A 24465-nucleotide genomic window follows, 5' to 3' on the forward strand; every position below is an offset into this window, starting at 1 on the left:
AAAATGATGCGAATCAATAGGGGAGAAGGAGGATTTTGTCGCAATAAGGCGAATCTTCTTTATTAAATACATAGGGACGAGTCTTAGGACGGGGAGGACTATGATGATCAAGCTAGCAGGAATAGATATTGGCAATGACAGCGTTAAGCTTGTGGTGAACGAATCCAACGATCCGATCGTCATTCCGAATATCGTATCGCCGGGATACGAAAGACATATTCTCCAGGAGGAGGACTCTCCCCTCAAGGCGCTGGACGTCATGGTATACAGCCCCAAGCTGAAGAAGAAGGGGCAGCGGTATTTCGTCGGCCTGCTCGCTTCGGAGGACCAGGACAACGCCGAGCTGGAGGAGACCGACAACAAGGCGACGAGCGATCAATCTCTGATCGTGGCGATTACGGCGCTGGCCTACGCCAGCGTCACGAACGCATCGCATTCGCTTGTTCCCGGCCAGACGATCGACCAGGTGGAATACGTCATCGGCACCGGCTTGCCGGTGCGCACTTACGCGCGATTTCATCAGATTTTCGAAGAAAGGCTGGTCGGCGAGCACGAGGTCACCTTCCTCTCCACGCCGAAGCTTCGCGGCCGTACGGTGAGGGTGAGCGTCCGCCGGGCGATCGTGTCAATCGAAGGGGCCGCCGCCCTGTTCCACATGGCGACGCACGAGAACTTGCAGGTCAGGGACGAGGAGCTGTACTACGGCTGCATCGGCATATGCGAGATGGGGGCGCTGACGACCGACTTCCCGGTCGTCAAGCGGATGAGCATCGACAACCAGTTCAGCACCGGCGAACAGCTGGGCCTGGCGTCGTATCTGGATTCGATCATTCGCGACGTCGAGGACCAGTTCGGCTATCGTTTCCCGAGCCGCACGAAGCTGATCCAGCGCATTCGCAAAAATGAGTTTTCGATTCAGCGGGTAGGCGAAGGGCAGGCGGACATTCGGCCGATCGTCGACACCTACTTCTCCCGCGCCGCGCAGAAGATCGTCGACCTGATCCGCAAGCGCTGGAAGAAGTATCCCGACATTCAATGCTTCTACGTGCTCGGCGGCGGCGCTGCGGCGCTGCGGCCGTACATTCTGGACGCGGCGGAGAACATGCGCCTGCGCTTCGTGGACAACAGCGAGCTGCAGAACGTATACGGCTATCTGAAGCTGGCCAAGAACAAAACGTCGCAGCAGGAAGCGATCTAACCAGGTAAAGCGTCACGGAGAGGGGCTCCCGCCGGATCAGCGTCGCGCATCGCTGATCCGGGGGAGCCCCTTGACTCGTTATCTGGCGGCTCTGCCCAGGAAATCCCGGTAGATGCCCGGAGTCGAATCCGGGATCAGGAAGGCGCCAACCGTTTTCTCGTAAAATTCCGCGGGACCGACGCCTCCGATAATCGCGTAGACGTACCCGGCTTCTCTCATGCTGTGAAGGCTCTTGAGCAGCAGCGCCTTGCCGATGCCCTTGCCCTGCTCCGAGTCCAGCACGCGGGTCGGTCCGAAGAAATTCGGCGCGGTGGCCTCGTAGCAGGCGAAGCCGAGAATATCCGCTCCTCTAGAGGCGACATAGCAGGTGACCGGCGTTCGGGCAAAGCATACGTCGACCTCCCCCGAAGCGCTGCGGGTAGAATGTTCGGCCGCCCATTCGACGACGCGGTGTTTGTCCGGGGCGAGCGCCCGGTGAATGCGAATGCCCTCCTCCCGCTCCAGGCGGGCAAGCAGCTCCTCGCAGGGAGGCAGGTTCAACAGATGGACGAGCATGTCGGCCATATCGCAAATCTCTCCTTTTTTCCATGAAATTACGGTCGTCAGTCGGCCAGCACGGTGACGGTCGGCTTGCCGGCCGCTTCGGCTTCGCCCCGAAGCACGGCGGCAACGGCGTCGAACGCCTTCGCGGTATATTCGTAGGCGGCGAGCGACCAGACGTTCGGATTCAGCAGCCTCAGATCGTAAGGATTTCTCAACGCTACCGCGACGACCGGAACGCCGAGCGAAGCGAGCCGGTTGACGAGCTCGATCTGCCCCGGATAGAGGTGGCCGTTGTACGTTCCGATAACGATTCCGCTCGCATCGGCTGCCCGTTCGACGATCGCCGCGATGTCTTCCTCCGTCGGATTCGAAGGGGTTGCCTCCGCGCTGCCTCCCAGCTTCTCCGCCATGAAGGCGGGGAAGGTCAGCGGGTCGTCGTCCAGATTGGATACCCGCGTGGCCCGGAAGACCGGGCAGCCCAGATGGCGGGGGCGACTGCCCAGGTCGGGGAATCGTCCGCCGGGAACCCGGATCGGCGTCAGCGTTCGTTCCAGCAGCTTGCGGTTCTCCCGGGTATGCGCTTCGCTGCCGACGATCGACAGCTCCGGAGCCGGGCGGGACAGGTAGTCCGCTTTCAGAGCGGCGATCCGCTCCAGCGAGCGCTCCCATTCCGCGCGGTCGATCTCTCCCGATTCCAGAGCGCGCCGGATCGCTTCGGCCGCTTCGGCTGCCAGAGAAGCCGTATGGGAGACGAGCACAAGATCGGCCCCGGCCTGGATCGCCTCGACGGTACCGCGCACGGTGCCGACGGAATGCTGAATCGCCTTCATCTCCAGACAGTCCGTCATGATCAAGCCGTCGAAGCCCATCTCTTCCCGCAGAAGCCCGGTCAGTATTCGGCGGGACAGCGTCGCAGGCGTGCCCGCGTCCACCTGCGGAAACACGATGTGGGACGTCATGACGGCAGGGAGGCCGGCATCGATGGCCGCCTGGAAAGGAGCGAGCTCGACGCTTCTCAGCTCGTCCATCGTCTTGTCCACGACAGGAAGCGCCAGATGGGAGTCCACGCTCGTATCGCCGTGTCCCGGAAAATGCTTCCCGCAGCTGAGCGTGCCGCTGTCTTCCAGACCGCGCATCATCGGGAGGGCGTAGCGGATCACCGTCTCCGGCTTCTCCCCGTAGCTGCGCACGCCGATGACCGGGTTGGCGTCGTTGGAGTTGACGTCCAGCACCGGGGCGAGATTGAAGTTGACGCCGAGGGCGCGCAGCTCCAGGCCGGTCAGCCGTCCCGCTTGATAGGCGTTCTCCGGATCGCCCGTCGCCGCGATGGCCATCGCTCCCGGAACGCAGGTGGCGTCCTCGGACAGACGGGAGACGGCGCCGCCCTCCTGATCGATGGCGATAAAAGCGGGCCGGCCGGTTTCCCGCATCACCAGCTGCTGGATCTCCTCGCACAGTTTGTTCAACTGCTCCTTGCCTGTAATGTTCCATTTGAATAGAATGACGTTTCCGACTTTGTGCGTTTTCACCAGATCGACGAACGCGTCGTCCAGCCGAGGGCCGTCGAAACCGGCCATCATGCGCTGCCCGATCTGACGGGTCAGAGATACATTCTCGTCCATATCGAGTTCCTCCAAGTTAAGTCGTGCGGCTTCGTCCGCCCCGGATCGCCGCCTTCAGCCTGCCTTCGTAACGATCGAGAAGCTTCGTCGCGTCTTCGGCGTCGGATCCGGTTTCCAGCATCAGAATGGCGGTTTTCACATGCAGTCCGGCTTCCTTCAGCGCCGCTTCCGCCCGCTCGTCGGAGACGCCGGTCACCTGCTTGACGATGCGAACGGACCGGTCGTAGAGCTTGCTGTTGCTCGCCTTCAGATCGACCATCAGATTGTTGTACACCTTGCCCAGCTTGATCATAGTCCCGGTCGTCAGCATGTTCAGCACCAGCTTCTGGGCGGAACCGCTCTTCAGCCGGGTGGAGCCGGAGATGACCTCGGGTCCGACGACGGGGGCGATGCATATATCGCACAGCTCGCTCAGACGGGAGTTCTTGTTCGTGACGAGGCCGACCGTGACCGCGCCGATCTGCCGCGCCTGCCGGATCGCCCCCAGCACGTAGGGAGTCGAACCGCTGGCGGTAATGCCGACGACGACGTCGCTTGCACGGACGCCGATGTCCAGTACGAGCCGGGCGCCGCCCTCCGCATCGTCCTCGCAGCCTTCCACGGCCGTCCTCAGAGCGACGTCTCCTCCGGCGATGTAGGCTTGAACCAGCTCGGGATCGGTTCCGTAGGTCGGCGGGCATTCGCTGGCGTCCAGGACGCCCAGCCGGCCGGAGGAACCGGCCCCGACGTAGAACAGCCGTCCCCCGTTCTTCAGGGATTTAACGATCAGATCCACCGCGTCGGCAATGGCGTCGACCTCCTGACGCACCGACAGAGGAACGAGCTGATCCTCGTCGTTCATCAGGAGCAGCATGTCCCGCGTGCTGCGCTCGTCGATCGAGGCGGTTGCCGGATTGTTCATTTCCGTTGTTAACTGCGAGAAGTACGAAGTCATAGTCATCCATCCTTTTCTGGACGCGATAGAGGTTTGATTCTGTCGAACGCTCTGCGTATAATTAAGAATAATTTTCATGATTGTTTAATTTCAGGAAGCGGGTGCCAGCTGTGACCAATATAGAGATCCGCGTTCGCAACGTATACAGCGACTTAAGCAATTCGGAGAAGAAGGCGGCGGACTATTTTCTTGCCGATGTCGAAAGAATTTTCCATCAACCGATCGCCCAATTGGCGAAAAGCGCCGGCGTCAGTCAGGTGGCTTGGGTGCGGCTGGCCAAGGCGCTGGGCTTCGACGGCTTAAAAAGCATGAAGAGAAGCCTGTTCAGCGAGCTTAACAGCGGCAATGGCGACGACGAGGACAAGAGCCGCTACATTTTCACCGACATTAAAGACTATTCCGGCTTATCCGACGTGTTCATGGCGATCAGGAACAGCAGCATGCAGTCGATCGAGGACACCGTGAACCTGCTGAATGCCGACGTGGTGGAGGCGGTCGTGCAGCGGCTCATCGAGGCCCGCTCCGTCAAGCTGTTCGGCGTGGGAGCCTCGGCCCTGGTCGCGGAAGACTTCTACAACAAGCTGCTGCGCATCGGCAGCAACGTCTGCTTCAGCCATGACGGACATATTCAGCTTACCTACGCGGCCAATACCCGGGCAGGGGACGTCTGCTTTTTCATCAGCCACTCCGGAATGACCAAGGAAGTGAACGAAGCGTTCGACATCGCCTCGAGAACGGCAGGGGCGACGATGATTTCCTTGACCAAGCTGGGCAAAAACCCGCTGGCCTCCAAAGCGGACTTCGAGCTCTACACGTCGTCTCCTGAAATCAATCATCGCAGCGGCGCCATGAGCAGCCGGATCTCGCAGCTCATCGTCATCGACGTGCTGTTCACCGCGCTGGCGAACCGCAATTACGACAACGTGATTCATAGCCTCATTCAGAGCTCCGAGTCGTGCCGGACGTACCGGAAAATTTGACCCCTCCGTTATCCCTTCACCGAGCCGACCGTCAAGCCGGCGACGAAAAAGCGCTGCAGCAGCGGATAAAGGGTGATGATCGGCAGCGTCGACGTAATGATGACCGCCGATTTGATCGACATGGCGATCGTGCTCTTGTCCGCCGAGCCGGCGCCGTCTCCGACCATCGTCGTTCCGTTAACGATGTTGCGAAGGTACAGCATGACCGGATACTGATCCGTATTGAGATAGATTAAGCCGTTAAACCAGTCGTTCCAGAAGAAGACGGCGGTGTACAGGCCGATCGTGGCCAGCGCCGGCGTAGACAGCGGCAGAATCACCCGCTGCAATATACCGAAATAAGTCAGGCCGTCGATTATGGCGGCTTCTTCTATTTCCGAGGGAATAGCCCGGAAAAAATTGATCAGAATGATCAGGTTGAACTGATTGATGGCGAACGGAAGCAGCATCGCCCACACCGTGCCGGTCAGCTGAAGATTGGAGATCAGCAGATAGGTCGGGATAAGACCGCCCGAGAAAAACATCGAGAACACGATCAGCATCATGACCAGCTTGTGTCCGTACAAGAACCGCTTGGACATCGCATAAGCAAATAAAGCGCTCATGAACAAGGAAATCAGCGTTCCCGCGGCGGTATAGAAAATGGTGTTTCCGTAAGCCTTGAAGAAATTCGGATACGTGAGAATCTGTTTGTAGGCTTCGAAATTCAGGCCGACGGGAAACAACGACACTTTGTTGTTGATGATCGCTTCCGGACTGGACAGAGACAGAGCCAGCATATAGAGAAACGGAACGAAGCAGATCAGGACAACGACGATCATGACGGCGTAGATGAGCACGTCGGCGAAAGTCAAAGGTCGAAGTCTGGGTTTGGTAGGCATGGAATGCCGCTCCTTTCCGGATTAGTAGATGCTTTCGCCAGACAGTTTTTTGCTGAGCCAGTTCGTGCTGGAGACGAGAATGACGCCGACGATTCCGCTGAACAGCCCGATGGCGGTCGCGTACGAATAGTTCTGGTTGGTCAGGCCGGTACGATAGACGAGCGTATCGATAATGTCGCTGACCATGGCGTTGGACGGCGTAAACATGAGCAGCACCTTCTCAAAGCCGAGGCTGAGCAGCGAGCCGACGTTCAGGATCAGCATGACCATAATCGTGGACATAATGGACGGAATCGTCACGTAAATGACTTTCTGGAATCGGCTGGCTCCGTCGATGTCCGCCGCTTCGAACAGCTCGCGGTTGACGCCGGTAATGGCGGCCAGGTAGATGATGGCGGTCCAGCCCGTGAACTGCCATGCTTCCGTTAAAATATAGAGCGGCCGGAAATATTGCGGCTCGTTGACGAAGTAGATCGGCTCCATGCCGAACAGACTGCCGAGAATCCGGTTCAGCAGACCGGAGCTGGGGGACAGCAGCTCTCCCAGTATCGCGATGACGACGACCGTGGAGATGAACCTCGGCATATAGCTGACGGTCTGCACGAATTTGCGGAACCGCTTCGAACGCACTTCATAGAGCAGCAGGGCAAAGATGATCGGAATCGGAAAATTGATCAGAATATTTCCGAACGACAGAATCAGCGTATTGTTGAAGGCTCGCCAGAAGGCCGGATCCTGCAGGAAGCGTTCGAAATAGGCGAATCCTACCCATTCGGTGCCGTAGGGCCCCATGCCCGGCCGATAGCGGCGGAAGGCGAGCACGTTGCCGATCAGGGGCGCGTATTTAAAAAGCAGGAAATGGCATAACGGCAGCAGCATCATGACATAGAGCTGCCAATAACGGCGAAAGTGGCGCCACTTCGGATGACGGGGGGCGTAGCTTCCGCTCGGAATGTTCGAGAGTGTCGTCGAATCAGCCATAGGTTCACCTTCTTCGCATGGATGAGGAATGGCGGGAGCCCGCGAGTTCGTAAGAGCAAAGACCTGCCGTTGGAAATGTCGGTCAACCCGTGACTCCATTTTTCCTGGCAGGTCTTTATACGTAGGTGCTTCAGAAAGATCGGAATCGCTGCTTTAGTTCAGATGATCGTTGTACAGCTGCAGGAAGCGATCGATTTGCAGGCCTTTCATTTCCTTGACATATTGATCCCAGTCGTTGTCCAGGTTCTTCTTGCCGGTCAGGAAGGCGTCGGCCCAGATTTCGAAGGTGTCCGCCAGCGGCGTCTGCAGCGAGGCGGCTTCCTCGGCGATCATGTCGTCGAACAACGGAGTCGGAGGAATCGGCTGGATCGCGTCCGGCATCGCGGCGACCGCGGCGTTGATCTGGCCGTAGTTTTCGTCGTACTTCGTCATTTCCTGAGCGTTGATCCAGACGAGCTGCGTCACGTCGGAGCCCGCGCCGTATTTCAGCTGCATCTCTTTATAGATGCCGTTAGGCGAGTTGACGATATCGTCGGCGTATTTGATCTTGCCGTCCTCCATCGTGTACGTCTGGCCTTCCACGCCGAGCCCCCAGATTTTCGCGCCCTCCTCGGAGAAGAAAATTTCGTCGATCGTCCTGACGAGGCGCTCGAAGTCCGGACGATCCGCCGTTTTTTTCGGGAACAGAATGCCCGATCCGGTGCTGCTCTTCTGCTGGTGGTGCGCTCCGGCCGGTCCGGCGAGCGGAGGATACATCTGCAGCTTGAAGCCGGGCTCCGTCGAAGCGCTCTCGACGCCGCCGATCTGGTCGTAATACGCGTAGGTTGCGAACGACTTGCCGGTGGCCATCTTCTGCGACCACTTGTCGCCGTCGATCGGATCCGCCATCTCGGGATCGAGCAGGCCTTCCGCGTACAGCTTGGAGAAGAACGTCATATATTCTTTGTATTGATCGCTGATCGCGCCCGGGAAGTAGGTCTGGTTCTCGTAATCCCAGCTTAACGTCTTGGAGCCGTCCGCGCCGTTCTTGCCGACGCTGATGCCGAAGGAAGGCATCGTCATGCGGTACAGCACGCGAGGTCCGGCGAGAATCGTGAGCGGATAGGAATCCGGGTTCTCTTCCTTGAATTTCTTCAGAACGGCGTACAGATCGTCGAACGTCTTGGGCGGCTGCAGTCCGTATTTCTCCAGCAGATCCTGCCTCATAATCAGGCCGCCGTCGTAGAACGGCTTGTCGTACAGCGAGGGAAGATAATAGCGCTTGCCGTCCTTCAGATTCAAGGTCGCCACCTGGTCCTCCAGGCCGAAGTCCTGCACGCGCTTGTTGAAGTTGGGCGTCCAGTCGGAGTAGTCGCTGATCGGCACGATAGCGCCGTTAAGCGCCAGGGAGGCGTTCTCGCCCTTCGTCGACTGATACAGAATCACGTCCGGGGCGTTATTGCCGGTGTTCAGCGCTAGCGAGACTTTCGTCTGATAATCCGCGATCGGAATAATTTCGAACTTGATGTTGGCGTTGAAGCGTTTCTGCACTTCCTGAACGGTCAGCCAGTCCTCCTTGAACGGGAGAGTCGCGTTGTCCGAGTAGTAGACGGAGAACTGGATCGGCTCTTCGGCGCCGCTGGAGGGCGATTCCGAAGAATCCGGGCTTTGGCTCGAGCCGGCCGCCGGAGACGACGGCTGGGCGTTTTCTTTCTTGGAGCTGCATGCGGCAAGAGACGACGCTACCAATAGAAAAACGAGAATGAGGAACGCGCTTTTTTTCTTGAACATACTTGCATGACCTCCCGAATTTTGAATGAAAGAATGGGCGACGCTGCAACGCTTGAGCGAATAGTAACACACTTTATTTCAAGGGTCAACGGTTTATGATGAAACTTTATTTCAAAATTTGAAAGGGCTTACGCAAAAGCGGAAATCGTTGTCGACTTCCGCTAGAACCGGGCGATCCGCAACCGGGTTTCGTTGTCGTTATTGCCCGGACGAAGCCGTTCCCGCAGGCGGAACCGATCCTTGCCGAGCTGTAAATTGCGCTGCAGCCGTTCTTGTTATTTGCTTTATTTTGTGCAAATTTCGGTCGACAGTCCCCGTGCGGGCGGCGGACGTCAAGCAGACCGATCGGGACATAAAAAAAACGCCCGTCCTCGGAGGAGGAAGGGCGGGACGGTACAGCAGCGGTTAGAATAGAAGCTTTTTGCCGTCGATCCAGGTCGACTGCAGCTCCAGTTCGTCGTTGAGCAGCAGGAAATCCGCCTGCTTGCCGACCTCGAGCGTGCCGATCGAGTCGGCAAGGCCGAGCTGGCGCGCCGGGTTGGCGCTGGCCATCCGGCTGGCGTCTTCGAGGGACACGCCGATCTCCCGAACGAGAAAACGAACGGCGCCGATCATCGTCAGCGTGCTGCCCGCCAGACTGTCGTTCTCCTTCAGGCGAGCGACGCCGCACTTCATGTGAACGGGAAGTCCGCCCAGGTCGTAATCTCCGTCGGGCATGCCGGCGGCCGCCATCGCGTCGGTCACGAGAATGACGTTGTGCACGCCCTTGGCTCGAGTCACCAGCTTGATGCCCGCCGGATGCACATGGTGGCCGTCGGCGATCACTTCGGCGGTAATGCGGTCGTCCGTCAGAACCGCGCCGACAGTGCCGGGATGGCGATGATGAAGCGGCGTCATCGCGTTGAACGTGTGAACGGCATGCCGCAAGCCGCGATCGGCGGCGGCGATAATCTGATCGTAGGTGGCGTCGGTATGTCCGCAGCTGGGGACGATGCCGTTGGCGGCGAGCTTCTCGATATAGTCCAGCGAGCCCTCGACTTCCGGCGCGAGCGTCTGAAGCTTGATCACGCCGGGGAAGCGGCCGACCCAGTCCTCCAGCCACTCCGGCTGGGGAGGAAGGATATAGGCCGGATTTTGCGCGCCCTTCCATTTGACGTTGACGAAAGGGCCTTCCAGATGCACGCCGACGATCTTCGCGTAAGGCATCGGCTTGGACATATAGTCGGCCGCCAGCGCGATGACGGCGGTCAAGTCTTCGCGCGACGCGGTCAGCGTCGTCGCGAGCATGCTCGTCGTTCCGTTCGAAGCATGGAACTTCGTAATTTCTCGTATGCCTTCGACGTTGGCGTCCATGAAGTCGTGATTCGCCCCGCCGTGGACGTGAACGTCGACGAAGCCCGGAATGAGCCAGGCGCCCTCCGCGTCGAACCGCTCAAGGCCCGCCGGCTGTCCGGCCAGCTCGGAGACGCTGCCGATCGCCGCGATTCGATCTCCCTTTATATGAACGTATCCTTGTTCGATCGTTCCGGAAGGGGTGATGACCCGGGCGTTGACGACTTGTAATTCCTTAACGGCCGCGCTCATGCCAGTTTACCTGCCGCGGCGGAGTCGAGAAGCACGATCAGGTTCGGATGGGTCTGCAGCAGGGAGGCCGGCACGTCCGTCGTGATCGGTCCTTGCAGCGCTTGCCGGATAATGTCGGCTTTGTCCGCGCCTTTGACGACGAGAAGAATTTTTTTCGCTTTCAGGATCGTGCCAACGCCCATCGTCAGCGCCTGCTTCGGCACGTCGTCGATCGAGTCGAAGAAGCGGGCGTTCGCTTCGCGGGTCTGCTCGGCCAGCTCCACGATGTGGGTGCCCTTGATCAGAGCGTGCGCCGGCTCGTTAAATCCGATATGACCGTTGTGGCCGAGACCGAGCAGCTGCAGGTCGATCTGACCGGCCAGCTCGATCGCCTCGTCGTAGCGGCGGCACTCGGCCTCCAGATCGGCGGCGTTGCCGTTCGGAATGTGGCGCTGCGATTCCGGCAAATCAATATGCGAAAACAGATGAACGTTCATATAGGAATGGTAGCTCTCCGGGTGATCGATCGGCAGATGAACGTATTCGTCCAGATTAAACGTGGTCGTATTGCGGAAGCTGACCATGTCTCTCCGGTAGATGCGGACGATCTCCCTGTAGATGCCGACCGGAGTTCCCCCGGTCGCCAAGCCGAGCACCGCCCTCGGAATCGTCTGAACCTGCCCGACGATAATATTGGCCGCCGCCTCGTTAAGCTTCTCGTCGCTGTCGAAAGTAAGGATGTTCATTTCGGCTTTTTCTCTCCTTTTCCTGATGAGTAGTAGTCGACCGTCAAATAAGATTGCTTCAGTCTGGGAACGTAGAGCTCGAAGTGCTCGCTGACCAGCCCGGTGAACAGCACGTCGATCACATGCAGCGTCGCCATGCGGGATGCCATGTCCCCGCGGCGCATGCCGACCTCCGCCGAGGAGGTGAACAGGTTGATCGCCGCCTGATCCGCCAGCGTGTTCGCGCCGAATCGGGTGATGGACAGCGTCGTCGCTCCCCGTTCGGCGGCGCAGCGAAGGGAATGAATCGTCTCCGGCGTTTCGCCCGAATACGAGATGCCTATCGCGACGTCTCTGGAAGTGAGCGAGGCGGCCGACGTGAGCTGGAGATGGGGGTCGGAGAACGCGGCCGCCGCTTTGCCGATCTGGATCAGCTTATGGAAAAAATCCTGAGCGACGATGCCGGACGTCGCCGAACCGTACAGGTCGATGCGCGACGCGTTGTGCAGCGCTTCGATCGCAAGACGAAGCTGCGTCAGATCGAGCACCTGAGTCGTGTCCGTAATCGAGCGAAGATGGTTCGCGGTAATGGCGGACACGATGTCGGGCAGCGGATTGCCCGCCACGATATCCTGATATCGGGTCGAGGTGGACGTTGACTGCACGAGCTCGGTCGCCAGCCGCTGCTTGAAATCGGGAAAGTTGTTGGAATGGAACGTCTTGCAAAATCTCGAGATCGTCGAAGGACTGCTCCCCGAGCGCGCCGCCAGCTCCGTTATCGTCATCTGGACGGCTTCGTGGGGATGCTGAAGCAGAAAATCGGCCAGCGCCCGTTCCTTCTGATGCAGACTGTCCCATCTTTCCTGGATCGCATGGAGTATGCTCATGGCGGTCCCCCTTTTATTTAGATAAGCTGAACCCATGAATAGATAGGTTGGCGCAATAGCTAGAAAATAAATTTCTTATAAAATTAAAAAAACAGGAAAACCATTTTCATGACCATTCTACTGCAAATCCGAGCCCCGCGCAATCGATATCGGCCCCTTCTCGGCGCAGGAGGGGGCGACAGGGTGTAAAATTCCCGGCATTGTGGCCATTATTCTGCGTTTGTGATACTTTTGCACTTTTGTTGATGATTTCAGACGATATATAAAACCGTAAATTGACTCCACAATAGCGAGTGATTATAGTTAGAACAGAATTGAAAATAATGGAAGAGAATTTCAGGATGAACCTACCGGGAGGGGATCGTCGATGGCGAGAAGCGAAACGGAGGACAGGGACATCATCCGCGCAGAGGGGGTCAAGCGCGTGTTCGGCAGAGGCCCGGGCGCGGTTGCCGTTCTGAAGGGCGTGGATATCCGGCTTCCGCAGGGCAAGCTCGTCGCGCTCAAGGGGAGGTCCGGCTCGGGCAAAACGACGCTGATCAATCTGCTGAGCGCATTGGATCGGCCTACGGAAGGGACGATCACGTTCGACGGGCGGGAGCTCTCGTCGATGTCCGACAAGGAGCGGGACGAGGTTAGACGGAAGGAGATGGGGCTGATCTTCCAATCGTTCGCGCTGATTCCGTTAATGTCGGCCTATGAGAATGTGGAGTTCGTGCTGAGGGTGGCGGGGTACCAGGCACAGGAGCGAACCCGGGCTGCCGTACAGGCGCTCGAGCGGGTCGGGCTGGCGCGGCGGATGCATCATCGGCCTTTCGAGCTGTCCGGAGGCGAGCAGCAGAGAACGGCGATCGCCCGCGCCATTGCGCACCGGCCCAAGCTGATTCTGGCGGATGAGCCTACGGCGGAGCTGGACAGCCGAACGGGACTGCAGATCATGAAAGCGTTTAAGGATCTGGTAGAGCAAAGCGGAGTGACGATCGCCTTGACGACTCATGACCCGGCCATCATGGAGATCGTAGACCGCGTATACGAACTGGAGGATGGACAAATTGTCGCGCATTCTTAGAAGGGCCGTCATTTTTGGAATCGCTTTCTCGATCGGCGGGGCGCTGGCCGGCTGCTCGCTGCTGCCCAAGGAGGAAGAGGAGCTGAAGCCGCCTCTGGTCAAGCCGCGACAGGAAAACTATACGACGGTCACTGCGGAGAAAGGAACGATCGTGAAGGCGGTCGCCGGGAGCGGAGTGTTCGAGTCGGTGACGACGAGCGTCGCCCAGTTCTCGGGACAGGGCGGCCGCATCGACGCGATTTTCGTCAAATCCGGAGACCAGGTTAACAAGGGCGATCCGCTTGCTCAGCTGATCGTGGACGGACTCGACATTCGGCTTAAGGAGCAGCAGCTGGCGCTCGAGAAGGCGAAATACGCCTTCCGCCAAGCCCGCGACGGCGACGAGCAGGCGTTCAAGATCGCCGGCCTGCAGGTGGAGATCGAACAGCTGAAATACGATCGGCTGGCCGAGCAATTCGACGCCATGCAGCTTGCCGCCGAGATCGACGGGCAGGTCGTGTTCGCGGAAACGCTCGAAGAGGGGGACTACGTCGAGCCATACCGGACGCTGGTCACGATCGCCGATCCGTCCCGGCTGCGCGTTTCCTTGCGCGTAGACAATGCGAACGATATCCGCGAGGTGCAGGTCGGCGTTCCCGCCGAAGTCGTCCTGAAAGGGGAGAAGATCGTCGGCACCGTGACGCAGACGCCTTCCTCGGCGCCGGCCGCGACCGATCCGCAGCTGGCCGAGAGGTATGCCAGAACGCTTTATATCGAGCTGCCGAGCTTGCCGAAGGAAGCGAAGATCGGAGCGATTGCGGACGTGAAAATCATTACCCAGCAGAAGGAAAACATCGTGAAAATTCCGCGCAGCGGCCTGCGCTCCTACCTCGGGCGCAACTTCGTGCGAGTGCTGGAGGACGGAGAGCGGCTTCGGGAGGTCGACGTGGAGCCCGGCCTCGTCGGATCGACGGAAATCGAGATCGTTAAAGGGCTGGAGGAAGGGCAGATCGTCGTTCTGCAGTAACTGGCGGGCAGGCATTCGGGCCTCGGGGAGGGGACGTCTTGGCTTTGTTTATCATGATCATCCGTAAAATGGCCAACAACAAATGGCTCGTTGCGAGCTTGTTTCTCGGCCTGCTAACGACCGTGGCGCTTGTCGGAACGATGCCGGTCTATTCCGAAGCGATCTTGAGCCGCATGCTGGTCAAGGATCTGGAAGCGTTCCAGAACGAAAGAGGCACTTATCCGGGACAGCATTGGTCGACAGTCGGCTTCTACAACGAGAGCCCGGAGAAGCGGGCCGAGGTGATCGACGGCCTCGACCGGTTCATGGAGCTCTCGGCCGCTCCGGGCTTTGGCATCCCGGTCAAGGAGCTGGTGAAGGAGCGGAGAACCAAGCAGGTTCAGCTGCTTCCGGAGCAGGAGCCGGATCGGAAGAACGCCGTGACGACCGCGCTCCGGTCGTACAGCGACTTCGAGAACCACATCCGGATCGTGGACGGACGGCTGCCGGCCAAGCAGCCCGTGAACGGCGTGTACGAGGTGATGCTGACCGAGCAGGCCTTGATCCGCTTCGGCCTGGTGCTCGATCAGGTGATGCTGTTGAAGGACGACAGCATCCGGGGAACGGTCAAGATCAAGCCGGTCGGCCTGTTCACGAAGCGGGAAGACCGACGATCCGTATTTCCGGAACGCGAGTCTGAGCAATATGGGAGCCGTGTTCGTCGCCAACGAAGAGCTGTTCGAGAACGAATTTATTCGGGGCGGACGAGTGCCCGTGAGCGGCAGCGGCTGGTACTTCGTGCTGGACTACGCGAAGATGGAGCTTCGCAACGTGAACGACTTTCTCGACACGGACCGGGCGATCCGGGCCGAAGTGAAGGCGAGGTCGGCGGCGTTCCAATCCGAATTCAACGCTCCGGCGATTCCGACGATCGAGTCCTACTTCGAGCGTTCCAAGCAGCTCGGCAAGCTGATGTGGTCTTTGAACGTGCCGGTGCTTATCATGCTCGGCTTCTATATGTTTATGGTGTCCAACCTGATCGTCGACCGCCAGCGAAACGAGATCGCCGTCCTGCGAAGCCGCGGCGCCGCCAGATGGCAGATCGTCGCTTCGTTCGCGGTCGAAGGGCTGCTGCTGTGCGGCTTGGCCTGGCTCCTCGGTCCGCTTCTCGGCATGGGGCTGACGAAGGTGCTGGGCGCCTCCAACGGGTTCCTTGAATTCGTCCAACGGGCGCGCATGACGGTTCGGCTTAACGAGCAGGCCTACGCGTACGGGGGAATCGCGGCGGGCGCGGCTTTCGTGATGACGCTTGCTCCCGTGCTGCTGGCCACCCGGGTCTCGATCGTCGGCCGCAAACAGCAGCTGGCCAGAACGCAGCGAACGCCGCTGTGGCATCGTGCGTTCGCGGACGTGCTGGCCCTTGCCGCGGCCGGATACGGGCTGTACACGTTCCGCCGCCGGCTGAAAGATATGCAAAGCCTCGGCCTTGGCTCGGACGATCTGATGCTCGATCCGCTTCAGTTCGTCATGCCGGCTCTGTTCGTCGTTGGCGCAGGACTGTTCCTTCTGAGACTGTATCCGCTCATGCTCAAGCTGATCTATCGGGCGGGGCGGCGCTGGTGGCCGCCGTCCCTGTACGCCGCGCTCATTCAGGTCGGCCGCTCCAGCAGCCAGTATCAGTTTTTGATGATTTTCCTGGTGATGACGATCGCCATTGGGGTATTCAGCGCGGGAGCCGCCCGAACGATCAACAGCAATACGGAAGAGCGCATCCGCTACGCGAACGGGGCGGACGTCGTTCTGGAGGCCCAGTGGATCAACGATAAACCGCCTTCGACATCGCCCGGAGGCGGACCGCCGGAGCCGTCCCCCGCACCGGCGAATGCGCCGGTTCATTATCTCGAGCCGGCATTCGATCCGTTCCGAACGCTGACCGGCGTCGAGGAGGCGGCCAAGGTGTTCGTTAAGGAGAACGCCGCCTTCTCCGCGGGAGACAAGCTCGGCTCGATGACGCTGATCGGCATCGATACGGACGAATTCGGACGAACGGCCTGGTTCCCGGATCGTCTGCTGGACTACCCGCTTTACGAATACTTAAATTTGATGGCGTCGGATCCCCGGGGCGTGCTCATCTCGAGAACGATGGCGGAGCAGCGGGGATTGCAGGAGGGAGACACGATCAGCATCGGCTGGGAGAACGTCAGCTATCAGCCTTTCATCGTCTTCGGCATCCTCGACTACTTTCCGACGTTTAATCCGAACCCGCCTCTCGGCAGCGTCACTTCGGCCGACAAGAGCGGGCTTAACGCCGCGCCGATGCTCGTCGTCGGCAATCTGAACCGGATTCAGTTTTTGCTCGCCCTGGAGCCCTACCAGGTGTGGCTCAAGCTGGAGCCGGGAGCTTCGACGAACGAGCTGTACGCCAGCATTCAGGAGCGGAAAATTCCGCTGACGAAAATCGTTAACACGAAGGAAGAGCTGATCAAGGCGAAGAACGATCCGTTTTTGCTGGCTCTGAACGGCATTTTGACCTTAGGCTTTCTCATTTCCATTATGATCAGCTTTGTCGGCTTTTTGCTGTATTGGGTATTGTCGATCAAGGGACGAACGCTGCAGAACGGAATCATGCGCGCGATCGGGGTGTCGCTGCGTCAGTTGATCGGCATGCTGGCGCTGGAGCAGCTGCTGACGTCCGGAGCGGCGGTGCTGCTCGGCATCGTCGTCGGCAACGCCGTCAGCGTGCTGTATGTGCCGAACTTCCAGATCGCGTTTAATCCCGGAAGTCTCGTTCCTCCGTTCAAGGTAATCTTCGAGGCGAACGATCTGGTCAGGCTGTACACGGTGGTGGGCGTTATGCTGGTTGTGGGAGTCGGGATTCTCTCCTTCATGCTCTCCCGCATCCGCGTCCATCAAGCGCTCAAGCTCGGGGAGGATTGACCGATGATTACATGCGAAGGGCTGGTCAAAATTTACAAGGCGGCGGATCTTGAAGTATTCGCCCTTCAAGGGCTGGATTTGCAGATCGAGGCCGGGGAGCTGATGGCGATCATCGGCAACAGCGGCAGCGGCAAGTCGACGCTGATGAATATGCTCGGCGGCTTGGACCGGCCGACGGCCGGCCGGCTTGAGATTGACGGAAAGAACATGCTGAAGATGAGCGAGCGCGACCTGGTGCGCTACAAGCGGGAGAGCGTCGGCTTCGTCTGGCAGAACAACGCGCGCAATCTCATTCCGTATTTGACGGCGCTGGAGAACGTGGAGCTGCCGATTCTGCTGAAGGGCAGGCGCAAGCGGCTCCGCGCCCTGGAACTGCTCGAGGCGGTCGGGCTGACCCATCGGAAGAACAACAGGCTGCATCAGCTGTCCGGAGGCGAGCAGCAGCGGGTGGCGATCGCCATCGCCCTGGCGAATCATCCGAAGCTGCTGCTCGCCGACGAGCCGACCGGTTCGGTGGATTCGAGGATGGCCGACCAGATTCTCGACCTGTTCCGCGAGCTCAACCGGACGATCGGCATTACCGTCGTCATCGTTACGCACGATCCGCTGCTTGCGAAGAAGGTGGATCGCGTCGTCGCGATCCGCGACGGCAAAATCTCGTCCGAGATGCTCCGGCGCAAATCCTACGCCGAAGAGCTGGCCGAGCTCGAGCAGGGCGTCGCCCAGCCGGAGGAGGATTCGCACGTCGAGTACGCGATTCTCGACAAGGCGGGCCGCCTGCAGATTCCGGCCGCCTATCTGGAGTCGATCGGCGTGAAGGACTCGAACAAGATCAAGCTGGAGCTGTCCGACGGCAAAGTCGTGCTGACCTCCCCGGAAGCGCCCGCCGCCAAGCCGGAAGGGGTTCCGGACGAACAGCGCGGATAAGGTCCCGCTCTTTCGATAGAGGAAGCTCATCCCAACAGTCCTACAGGCTTATTGCCTCGATGACAGAGTTGGGATGAGCTTTTTCTTCTTTCGGTCCGAGCGGCCCCGGAGGAGGCGGCGGTGTCGGGCCGGCCGCAGCCACAGGGCCGACCTCTGCGGGATGGCATTTTACTTCCGTTGGAGCCTCAGGCCTTAAAATTAGCGGAATTGTGAAGACTTCATAGCCGTTTCGTCGTTACATCGTCCGATCAGGGTTCTATATAATGTCAGGCAGGGGGGCTGCATCGATGAACGAGATATGGCTCATCAACGACGGTGAGCTCGCGCTCCGCATCGCGCTTGCGGCAGCGCTCGGCGGTTTGATCGGATTGGAGCGGGAATGGAACAACCACGCCGCGGGTTTGCGGACGCACATCATGGTATGTCTGGGCTCGGCAGCGATTATGCTGCTGTCGATTTACGGCTTCTCCGAATTCATGGCGGAACCGAACGTAAGGGCCGATCCTGCCCGACTGGCGGCGCAAGTGGTCAGCGGCATCGGCTTTTTGGGCGCGGGCGCGATTCTAAGAACCGGCTCGAACGTCTCGGGCCTTACGACGGCGGCCTCGATATGGGTCGTAGCGGCGATCGGGCTCTGCACGGGCGCCGGGTTCTTCTACTGCGCCGTCCTGACGACCGCCATTGCGCTGCTCAGTCTGTTCCTGCTGAACAAGCTGGAGAAATGGATGATGCGCAGCCGCCGCTATCGCGAAGTTAAGATCAAGGTCGAGGACCGCCCGGGCAATCTAGGCGCCATTATCGAAAGGCTGTCGGCTCATGGCATTCAGATCGGCAAAGTGCAGGTCGATCATGAGCTTGAGGACGACTCGGGAGGGGCGGGCCGGCCTGTCGTCGCGTTCCGCTTCCATTTGAAAAACGTCCGCAACAAGTCGCTTGTCCTGGCTATGGAAGAGATTAAGGCCGCCGCCGCTCTCGTTAGCTGGGAATCGGATACATGGATGCCGTCCCGTCCCAACAAACCAAACGCTTATGCATCACCATCATTGAAGGAGTGAACTCATGCGCATTTACATCATCAGGCACGCCGATCCGGACTACGAGAACGATACCATCACTCCTCGCGGCCACCTGGAGGCCAAGGCGTTGGCGGAGCGGATGCTCCGGGAAAACATCGACAGCATTTACTGCTCTCCTATGCAGAGAGCGCAGCACACGATGAACTATACCCGGGAATTGACAGGCCTGCCGTTCGAAACGCAGGACTGGCTGGCCGAGATTCAGAACTGGGAGACGCTCGATACGCAGGGCCGCTCGATTCCCGCCTGGAATGTGGATGGAGAAATTATACGCGGCAGGATGCCGCTGCCGACAAACGACAATTTTTATGAAACCGAGCCTTTCTGCAACCCGGCCATCCGTCAAGGCTTTGCCGGGATTCGGTCCAGTTCGGACCGCTTTATGGAGGCGGCCGGCTTCCGCAGGGAAGAAGGGCGTTATCGCATTCTGAAACCGAACGATCGCAGGATCGCCATTTTCTGCCATATGGGCTTCGGCCTCGCCTGGCTTGCTCATCTGCTGGAAATACCGCTTCCTCTGCTGTGGTCGGGATTCTGGCTGGCGCCCAGCTCGGTGACGACGATCCTGATGGATACCCGTTCCGAGCAGTGGGGGGTGCCGCGCTGCTTAGGTCTCGGCGACGTTTCCCACCTGTATAATGCCAGCCTGCCGGTCAGCAGCCAGGGCATTATTGCGAATTTTTACTGATTGGTTTAACCTGACTTAGGAGCCTGCGTTATACTAAAAAACGAACGCGGAACGAACCTTTCACTACGGCAAGGAAAGGATGAGGTCATTTGAGCGGAAAACCCTATTACCCCGCAGATTTCGTGACGCCCAAAAATCGACCGCCGGGCGTTCTCGCGACGGAGCTGTATCGCAAGGAGCACGGTTACTTCTGTCATCGTCCCAAAGGAACGCGGGACTGGCTGATCATGTACACCGTTTCCGGCACCGGCATTGTCGAAAGCGCTTCTCACGCGTACGAATGCAAGCATGGCGACGTCGCTCTGATCACGCCCGGAACGCCGCAGGAATTTTACACCGCCGAAGGCAGCGTATGGGAGAAAATGTGGTGCCATTTCACGCCGCGGCCGAGCTTCTACAGCTGGCTGTCCTTCACCGAGAACGTGGGAGGCGTGCTCCATCTGCGGCTGGACGATTCCGATATCCGGGACGACGTGCACAAGGCGTTCGAGCGCTTGCTGCATAACAATCAGTCCGTCCGTCCGATGTCGGAGGAATTGGCCATGAACGCCCTGGAAGAAATCATTCTGCTGCTCTCCAAGTATCAGAGGGAGAAGAAGCAAGCCGTGCTGGATCCGCGAATCCAGGAGGTCGTACAATTTCTGATGCAAAATTACGCCCAGCAAATCCAACTGAACGACCTTGCCCAGAGAGTGTGTTTGTCTCCTTCGAGATTGACGCATCTGTTCAAGGAGCAGGTCGGCCGCTCGATTACGGACATCCTTCAGAAGCATCGGCTGAAGCAGGGGGCGAGACTGCTTCTGTCCACGAACAAATCGATCGTCGAAATATGCGCCGAGGTCGGCTTTAATTCGCCGGCGTTCTTCACTCGGAAGTTCATGTCATTTTATGGAACCAGCCCCGGGATGTATAGAAAAAGGAATAAATGGGAAGGTCCGAAGGAGAGCTCGTTAGCATAGCCGAATTGACGTGTATTGCGAAAAATCGTTCAGGCTGCCGTCTGGGCGATTTTTTATTTTTTCGCGTAATTCCAAGCTTTACGGCGGTTTTACGCATCATTTACCCTCGTTTTACAAAGCGGAAGAGTCAGCCGCATCGTGCAGGTTAATAGCGGATTCGTCACTTTCTTGGCCGAATTCTCATTGATACAATGAACCCATATCAATCCGGCATGCAGATTGATTGAACAGGGAAACATGCGAGGGAGGACTTGGCCAAGCTCCACGCATGTAAGCGCTTAAGGAAAAGCAGGCAAAATGTACAACGGTTGAACCATTTCGAATCCCGAGGGGGCAAACTCGAGTCATGAAAAAATACGGTTACATGATGTTAGCGGTGATGATGCTTGTCGGCGTGATTCTGTCTGGATGCTCGAAGAATGGAAATTCCGGCAATGCCGGCGCGGATAAGAAGGAGGACGGGGCTTCGGCGCCGCCGGAGCAAGTGACGATTACGATGTGGAACCGTCTGGGGAAAGATACGTTCGACAACGTCATCGCCGAATTCCATCAGAAGTATCCGAACATTAAAGTGAAGCTGGAAAATATGCCGGAGGGCGGCGGCGACGTTGCGCAGTTCCAGGCGGCGATCAATGGCGACGAGCTGCCGGACGTCTTCGTCAGACCGACCGGGTATTCCATCTCGCAGTTGGTCAAGCTGGACAAAGTTCATAGCCTCGATGAGGTGTTTCCGGCGGACACCCACGGCGATTATACGGACGGCACATTCGCCGAGGGCTACGGCAGCATCGGAGGAACCGTCTACACGTTCCCGTTGTATTCTTCCTTGCACGGCGCTCTGATGATGTATTACAACAAGGAAGTGCTCGAAGGTCTCGGCTACACGGAAGCGGACATTCCCCAATCGTGGGACGAATTTCTGGCGTTCGGCAAAGAGCTCCACGAGAAGTCCGGCGGCCATACGTACGCGCTGACCTTCGGCGCAGCGACGAACTATATGGCGACCTTCCTGCTGAACCAGCTGTCGGCGCCGATTTCTCCGGAATCCGGATTCAACTATAAGACGGGGCAATACAACTACAACACGCAGGGATATCTCGAAACGATGCAATATCTCAAGAAGGCGTACGACGAGAAAGTGCTGCACCCCGCCACGATCGACGCGGATACGGGCAAAGCGTACTCGCTGATCAAGACGGGCGAAGCCGCCTTCATGATCGGGGGCAATTGGAGCGGCGATTACTTGAGCTCGGACGACAAAGGCGATGCCCAAGCATTCACGTCGGAGGACTGGGGAGTCGTGCCGATCCCGTCCAAAAACGGCGGTCCGCAGTTCCAATATTTCGAAGGCGGTTCCGGCGAATACTTGTACGTTGCCAAAAGAACGAAGCACTGGCCGGAAGTGAAGGTATTCCTTGAGTTTCTGAACGAGCATATGTATGCGGAGGTCGTCAGATCCGGGCAGACGCTGCCTTCCAAAAAAATCGAGTTAATTGAAGGCGCGGAGCCGCCGTTCGAGCAGTACGAGAAAATCTCTCAAATGATGGTGGAATTCAAGCGGCTTACGCCGACCGTCTACAAAAACAATCCGGCCGCTACCGAAGTGATGTCGCTATACAGCGGCTACGCGCCGAAAGACAACATCGGCACCCTCTTCCTCGGTTACCTTCAAGGCCAGCTCAAGGATTTGAAAAATCCGCTCCAGAAGCTGACCGATGATCACAATGCCGCGCTGCAACGCGCGATCGACGGGTCCGGCGGCGTCGTGAAGCCGGAAGACTTTATCTTCCCGGATTGGGTGCCGGGAGAGAATTACGACAAGTAACGACCTGCACGACAGAAGAGAGACACGGCTTCTCGCAGCCTCAGGCTGACCGGGGAACGGCGGGCCGCCGTGTTTTCTTTTTTTCTCGCAGAAATCAGGAGGGATTGCATGCGGACCGGGAAAAGTCGAACGAAAATCAATCCGCAGCTTCGCCGCAGGTATATATGGGCTTATATTTTTATCCTGCCTCAGGTGCTTTATTTTTTGCTTGCGTCCATGTATCCGATCGTTATGAGCTACGTTTATTCCTTTTACGAATGGGACGGTTTGGGACCGCTCGACAACTTCGTGGGCTTGGCCAATTACGCCGAGCTGCTGCGCGACGACATGTTCTGGAACAGCTTTAAAAACGCTTTGGTCTACGGACTGTCCGCTACGACGCTGACGGTCGTCGTATCGTTCCTGCTGGCGCTTGTGCTGAACGACCCTTCCATGAAGGGAAAATCGATCTACCGTACGCTCTATTTCCTGCCGGTCGTCACGGTTTCGTCGATCATCGGCATTATTATGAACAACATTTTCGGCATTCAAGGCTTCACGAACCAGTTTCTGCAAAGTCTCGGCTGGATCGACGAGCCGATCCGGTTCTGGCTCGACCCTGCTCTCGCGATGATCATGCTCATTCTGGTCGGTTCTTGGAAGCATATCGGCGTCGTCATGATTTACTGGCTGGCGGGTTTGCAAATGATTCCGGTCGACCTGTACGAAGCCGCGAAGATGGACGGGGCGGGCTATTGGAAAATGCTGATGAAAATTACGCTGCCGCTGCTGAAGCCGGTGGCCGCGACCATTCTTCTTTTAACCGTCGGTGGCAGCCTGCACGTGTTTGACCTGGTCAAAACGCTGACCGACGGCGGCCCGTACCATAAGACGGAAACGATTGAGCTGTTCATCTATCAACACGCGTTCGCCACCCAGTTCGGCGGCGCCAGAGTCGGCTACGCTTCGGCCGCCGGCGTCTATCTCGGCTTATTCGTCCTCTTCATCAGCTTGTTCCTCGGCTGGATTGGCATCAAGGCGGGGAGCGAAGGCAAGAAGAGCAAGCTCGCGGACAGAGGAGGTCAAGCATGACAAGCTCCAAAACGGCGCGCGCGATCCTACACGTCGTGTTGATCGCCGTCGGCATCGTCTGGATTTATCCGTTCGTCTGGATGGTGTCGTCTTCGCTGAAAGACAACGTCACCTTCTATAAAGCCGCCATCAATCCGATCCCCGAGGTGTTCATGTGGGAGAACTACGCCCGGGCATGGGATGTGGCGAACATCTCCCACTATTTCATGAACTCCGTCGTCATTACCGTGTCGACCGTCGTCATTGTCGTCATCTTAAGCTGTCTGACGGGCTATGCGATCGGGACGGTGGCGTTTCCGGGACGGACGGCGATGATCGCCTTTATCGTGGCGCTGCAGTTTATTCCGAAAGGCTACACGATCATTCCGCTGTACCAGCTCGTCAAGTTTTTGGGCATCAAGGATTCGTACCTGGGCCTCATTTTTGCCGAGTCTTCAGGCGCGCACGTCTTGTTTATCCTGCTGTTCGCCGCCTTTTTCTCCAAATTTCCGAAAGAAATCGAGGAGTCCGCGCTCATCGACGGCGCAGGCTTCGTGAAGACGTTCGCGCGCGTGGCGATGCCCAACTCGATGCCGATTGTCGCGACGGCGGCGATCATGCAATTCATTTGGACGTGGAGTTCGTTCCTGACGCCGCTCGTATTGACCATAACCAAGCCCGAGCTGAAGACGCTGGCGGTCGGCATGCTGAGCTTCACCGAATTGTACGGCACCGACTGGACCGGGATGGCCGCCGGAGCGACGATCTCTCTCGTTCCCGTCATGCTCGTGTTCATTTTCATGCAGCGTTATTTCTACGAGGGGATTTCGGGTGCGGTAAAGAGCTAACATGACAGTTTGAACAT

The 24465-nt window shown here is 58.3% G+C and carries 22 protein-coding genes; 12 read left to right on the forward strand and 10 right to left on the reverse strand.

Annotated features, from left to right (window positions below; translation table 11 throughout):
• The first annotated feature begins 103 nt into the window (after positions 1-103).
• Positions 104-1198, forward strand: a complete 1095-nt coding sequence (locus ACFO3S_RS18045; protein WP_378098999.1) for a ParM/StbA family protein — start codon at positions 104-106, stop codon at positions 1196-1198.
• Positions 1199-1276: 78 nt separating this feature from the next.
• Here ACFO3S_RS18045 and ACFO3S_RS18050 read toward each other — a convergent pair whose 3' ends face one another.
• The 3 genes from ACFO3S_RS18050 to murQ are packed head-to-tail and all read right to left on the reverse strand — an operon-like array spanning position 1277 to position 4297.
• Entirely contained in the window at positions 1277-1762 is a 486-nt protein-coding gene (locus ACFO3S_RS18050) for a GNAT family N-acetyltransferase (protein ID WP_378099001.1), read from the reverse strand.
• Positions 1763-1800: 38 nt separating this feature from the next.
• Positions 1801-3363 (reverse strand): beta-N-acetylhexosaminidase, encoded by a 1563-nt coding sequence (nagZ, locus tag ACFO3S_RS18055; protein WP_378099003.1) that lies wholly within the window; start codon positions 3361-3363, stop codon positions 1801-1803.
• A gap of 16 nt (positions 3364-3379) precedes the next feature.
• Positions 3380-4297, reverse strand: a complete 918-nt coding sequence (murQ, locus tag ACFO3S_RS18060; RefSeq protein WP_378099005.1) for an N-acetylmuramic acid 6-phosphate etherase — start codon at positions 4295-4297, stop codon at positions 3380-3382.
• A 110-nt stretch (positions 4298-4407) separates the two neighbouring features.
• On the opposite strand from murQ, the gene ACFO3S_RS18065 reads away from it, so the two are divergent.
• Positions 4408-5277 carry a MurR/RpiR family transcriptional regulator gene (locus tag ACFO3S_RS18065; RefSeq protein WP_378099007.1) on the forward strand — a complete coding sequence of 290 codons (870 nt, stop codon included), beginning with the start codon at positions 4408-4410 and terminating at the stop codon, positions 5275-5277.
• A gap of 8 nt (positions 5278-5285) precedes the next feature.
• Here ACFO3S_RS18065 and ACFO3S_RS18070 read toward each other — a convergent pair whose 3' ends face one another.
• From ACFO3S_RS18070 to ACFO3S_RS18095, 6 genes are all read right to left on the reverse strand, one after another.
• Positions 5286-6158, reverse strand: coding sequence for a carbohydrate ABC transporter permease (locus ACFO3S_RS18070; RefSeq protein ID WP_378099009.1), 873 nt, complete (start codon positions 6156-6158; stop codon positions 5286-5288).
• A 21-nt stretch (positions 6159-6179) separates the two neighbouring features.
• Positions 6180-7139 carry an ABC transporter permease gene (locus ACFO3S_RS18075; RefSeq protein ID WP_378099011.1) on the reverse strand — a complete coding sequence of 320 codons (960 nt, stop codon included), beginning with the start codon at positions 7137-7139 and terminating at the stop codon, positions 6180-6182.
• Positions 7140-7292: 153 nt separating this feature from the next.
• Positions 7293-8909 carry an extracellular solute-binding protein gene (locus ACFO3S_RS18080; protein ID WP_378099013.1) on the reverse strand — a complete coding sequence of 539 codons (1617 nt, stop codon included), beginning with the start codon at positions 8907-8909 and terminating at the stop codon, positions 7293-7295.
• Positions 8910-9314: 405 nt separating this feature from the next.
• The gene (gene nagA, locus ACFO3S_RS18085) at positions 9315-10493 is read right to left on the reverse strand and encodes an N-acetylglucosamine-6-phosphate deacetylase (RefSeq protein WP_378099015.1); all 1179 of its coding nucleotides are present in this window, start codon (positions 10491-10493) and stop codon (positions 9315-9317) included.
• The gene (nagB, locus tag ACFO3S_RS18090; protein WP_378099017.1) at positions 10490-11218 is read right to left on the reverse strand and encodes a glucosamine-6-phosphate deaminase; all 729 of its coding nucleotides are present in this window, start codon (positions 11216-11218) and stop codon (positions 10490-10492) included. Before nagB ends, nagA begins: the two co-directional genes overlap by 4 nt.
• Positions 11215-12084, reverse strand: coding sequence for a MurR/RpiR family transcriptional regulator (locus tag ACFO3S_RS18095; protein WP_378099019.1), 870 nt, complete (start codon positions 12082-12084; stop codon positions 11215-11217). The genes nagB and ACFO3S_RS18095 overlap by 4 nt, the downstream gene beginning before the upstream one ends.
• Before the next feature lie 367 nt (positions 12085-12451).
• Here ACFO3S_RS18095 and ACFO3S_RS18100 point away from each other — a divergent pair, with 367 nt between their 5' ends.
• Together ACFO3S_RS18100 and ACFO3S_RS18105 are read left to right on the forward strand one after the other, a co-directional pair.
• Entirely contained in the window at positions 12452-13153 is a 702-nt protein-coding gene (locus ACFO3S_RS18100; protein WP_378099021.1) for an ABC transporter ATP-binding protein, read from the forward strand.
• On the forward strand, positions 13137-14159 hold the full coding sequence (locus ACFO3S_RS18105; RefSeq protein ID WP_378099022.1) for an efflux RND transporter periplasmic adaptor subunit: 1023 nt from the start codon (positions 13137-13139) through the stop codon (positions 14157-14159). The genes ACFO3S_RS18100 and ACFO3S_RS18105 overlap by 17 nt, the downstream gene beginning before the upstream one ends.
• Positions 14160-14272: 113 nt before the next feature.
• Here ACFO3S_RS18105 and ACFO3S_RS18110 read toward each other — a convergent pair whose 3' ends face one another.
• Positions 14273-14866 carry a hypothetical protein gene (locus ACFO3S_RS18110; protein ID WP_378099024.1) on the reverse strand — a complete coding sequence of 198 codons (594 nt, stop codon included), beginning with the start codon at positions 14864-14866 and terminating at the stop codon, positions 14273-14275.
• Here ACFO3S_RS18110 and ACFO3S_RS18115 point away from each other — a divergent pair.
• The 8 genes from ACFO3S_RS18115 to ACFO3S_RS18150 all read left to right on the forward strand — a co-directional run bounded on the left by ACFO3S_RS18115 (position 14844) and on the right by ACFO3S_RS18150 (position 24448).
• Entirely contained in the window at positions 14844-17075 is a 2232-nt protein-coding gene (locus ACFO3S_RS18115; protein ID WP_378099026.1) for an ABC transporter permease, read from the forward strand. The genes ACFO3S_RS18110 and ACFO3S_RS18115 overlap by 23 nt on opposite strands.
• Before the next feature lie 3 nt (positions 17076-17078).
• Positions 17079-18002: an ABC transporter ATP-binding protein gene (locus ACFO3S_RS18120; protein WP_378099028.1), complete on the forward strand. Its 924-nt coding sequence runs from the start codon at positions 17079-17081 to the stop codon at positions 18000-18002.
• 287 nt (positions 18003-18289) lie between these two features.
• The gene (locus ACFO3S_RS18125) at positions 18290-19057 is read left to right on the forward strand and encodes an MgtC/SapB family protein (protein WP_378099030.1); all 768 of its coding nucleotides are present in this window, start codon (positions 18290-18292) and stop codon (positions 19055-19057) included.
• 4 nt (positions 19058-19061) lie between these two features.
• Positions 19062-19766 carry a histidine phosphatase family protein gene (locus tag ACFO3S_RS18130; protein WP_378099032.1) on the forward strand — a complete coding sequence of 235 codons (705 nt, stop codon included), beginning with the start codon at positions 19062-19064 and terminating at the stop codon, positions 19764-19766.
• A gap of 89 nt (positions 19767-19855) precedes the next feature.
• The gene (gene araC, locus ACFO3S_RS18135; protein ID WP_378099034.1) at positions 19856-20725 is read left to right on the forward strand and encodes an arabinose operon transcriptional regulator AraC; all 870 of its coding nucleotides are present in this window, start codon (positions 19856-19858) and stop codon (positions 20723-20725) included.
• Between the two features lie 346 nt (positions 20726-21071).
• Positions 21072-22550, forward strand: coding sequence for an ABC transporter substrate-binding protein (locus ACFO3S_RS18140; RefSeq protein ID WP_378099036.1), 1479 nt, complete (start codon positions 21072-21074; stop codon positions 22548-22550).
• A 108-nt stretch (positions 22551-22658) separates the two neighbouring features.
• Complete coding sequence (locus tag ACFO3S_RS18145) at positions 22659-23621, forward strand: carbohydrate ABC transporter permease (RefSeq protein WP_378099038.1); 963 nt, start codon at positions 22659-22661, stop codon at positions 23619-23621.
• Positions 23618-24448, forward strand: coding sequence for a carbohydrate ABC transporter permease (locus ACFO3S_RS18150; protein WP_378099039.1), 831 nt, complete (start codon positions 23618-23620; stop codon positions 24446-24448). The genes ACFO3S_RS18145 and ACFO3S_RS18150 overlap by 4 nt, the downstream gene beginning before the upstream one ends.
• Positions 24449-24465 lie beyond the last annotated feature (17 nt).

The sequence above is a fragment of the Cohnella hongkongensis genome (assembly GCF_042654645.1).
GTDB classification, from domain to species: Bacteria; Bacillota; Bacilli; order Paenibacillales; family Paenibacillaceae; genus Cohnella; species Cohnella hongkongensis.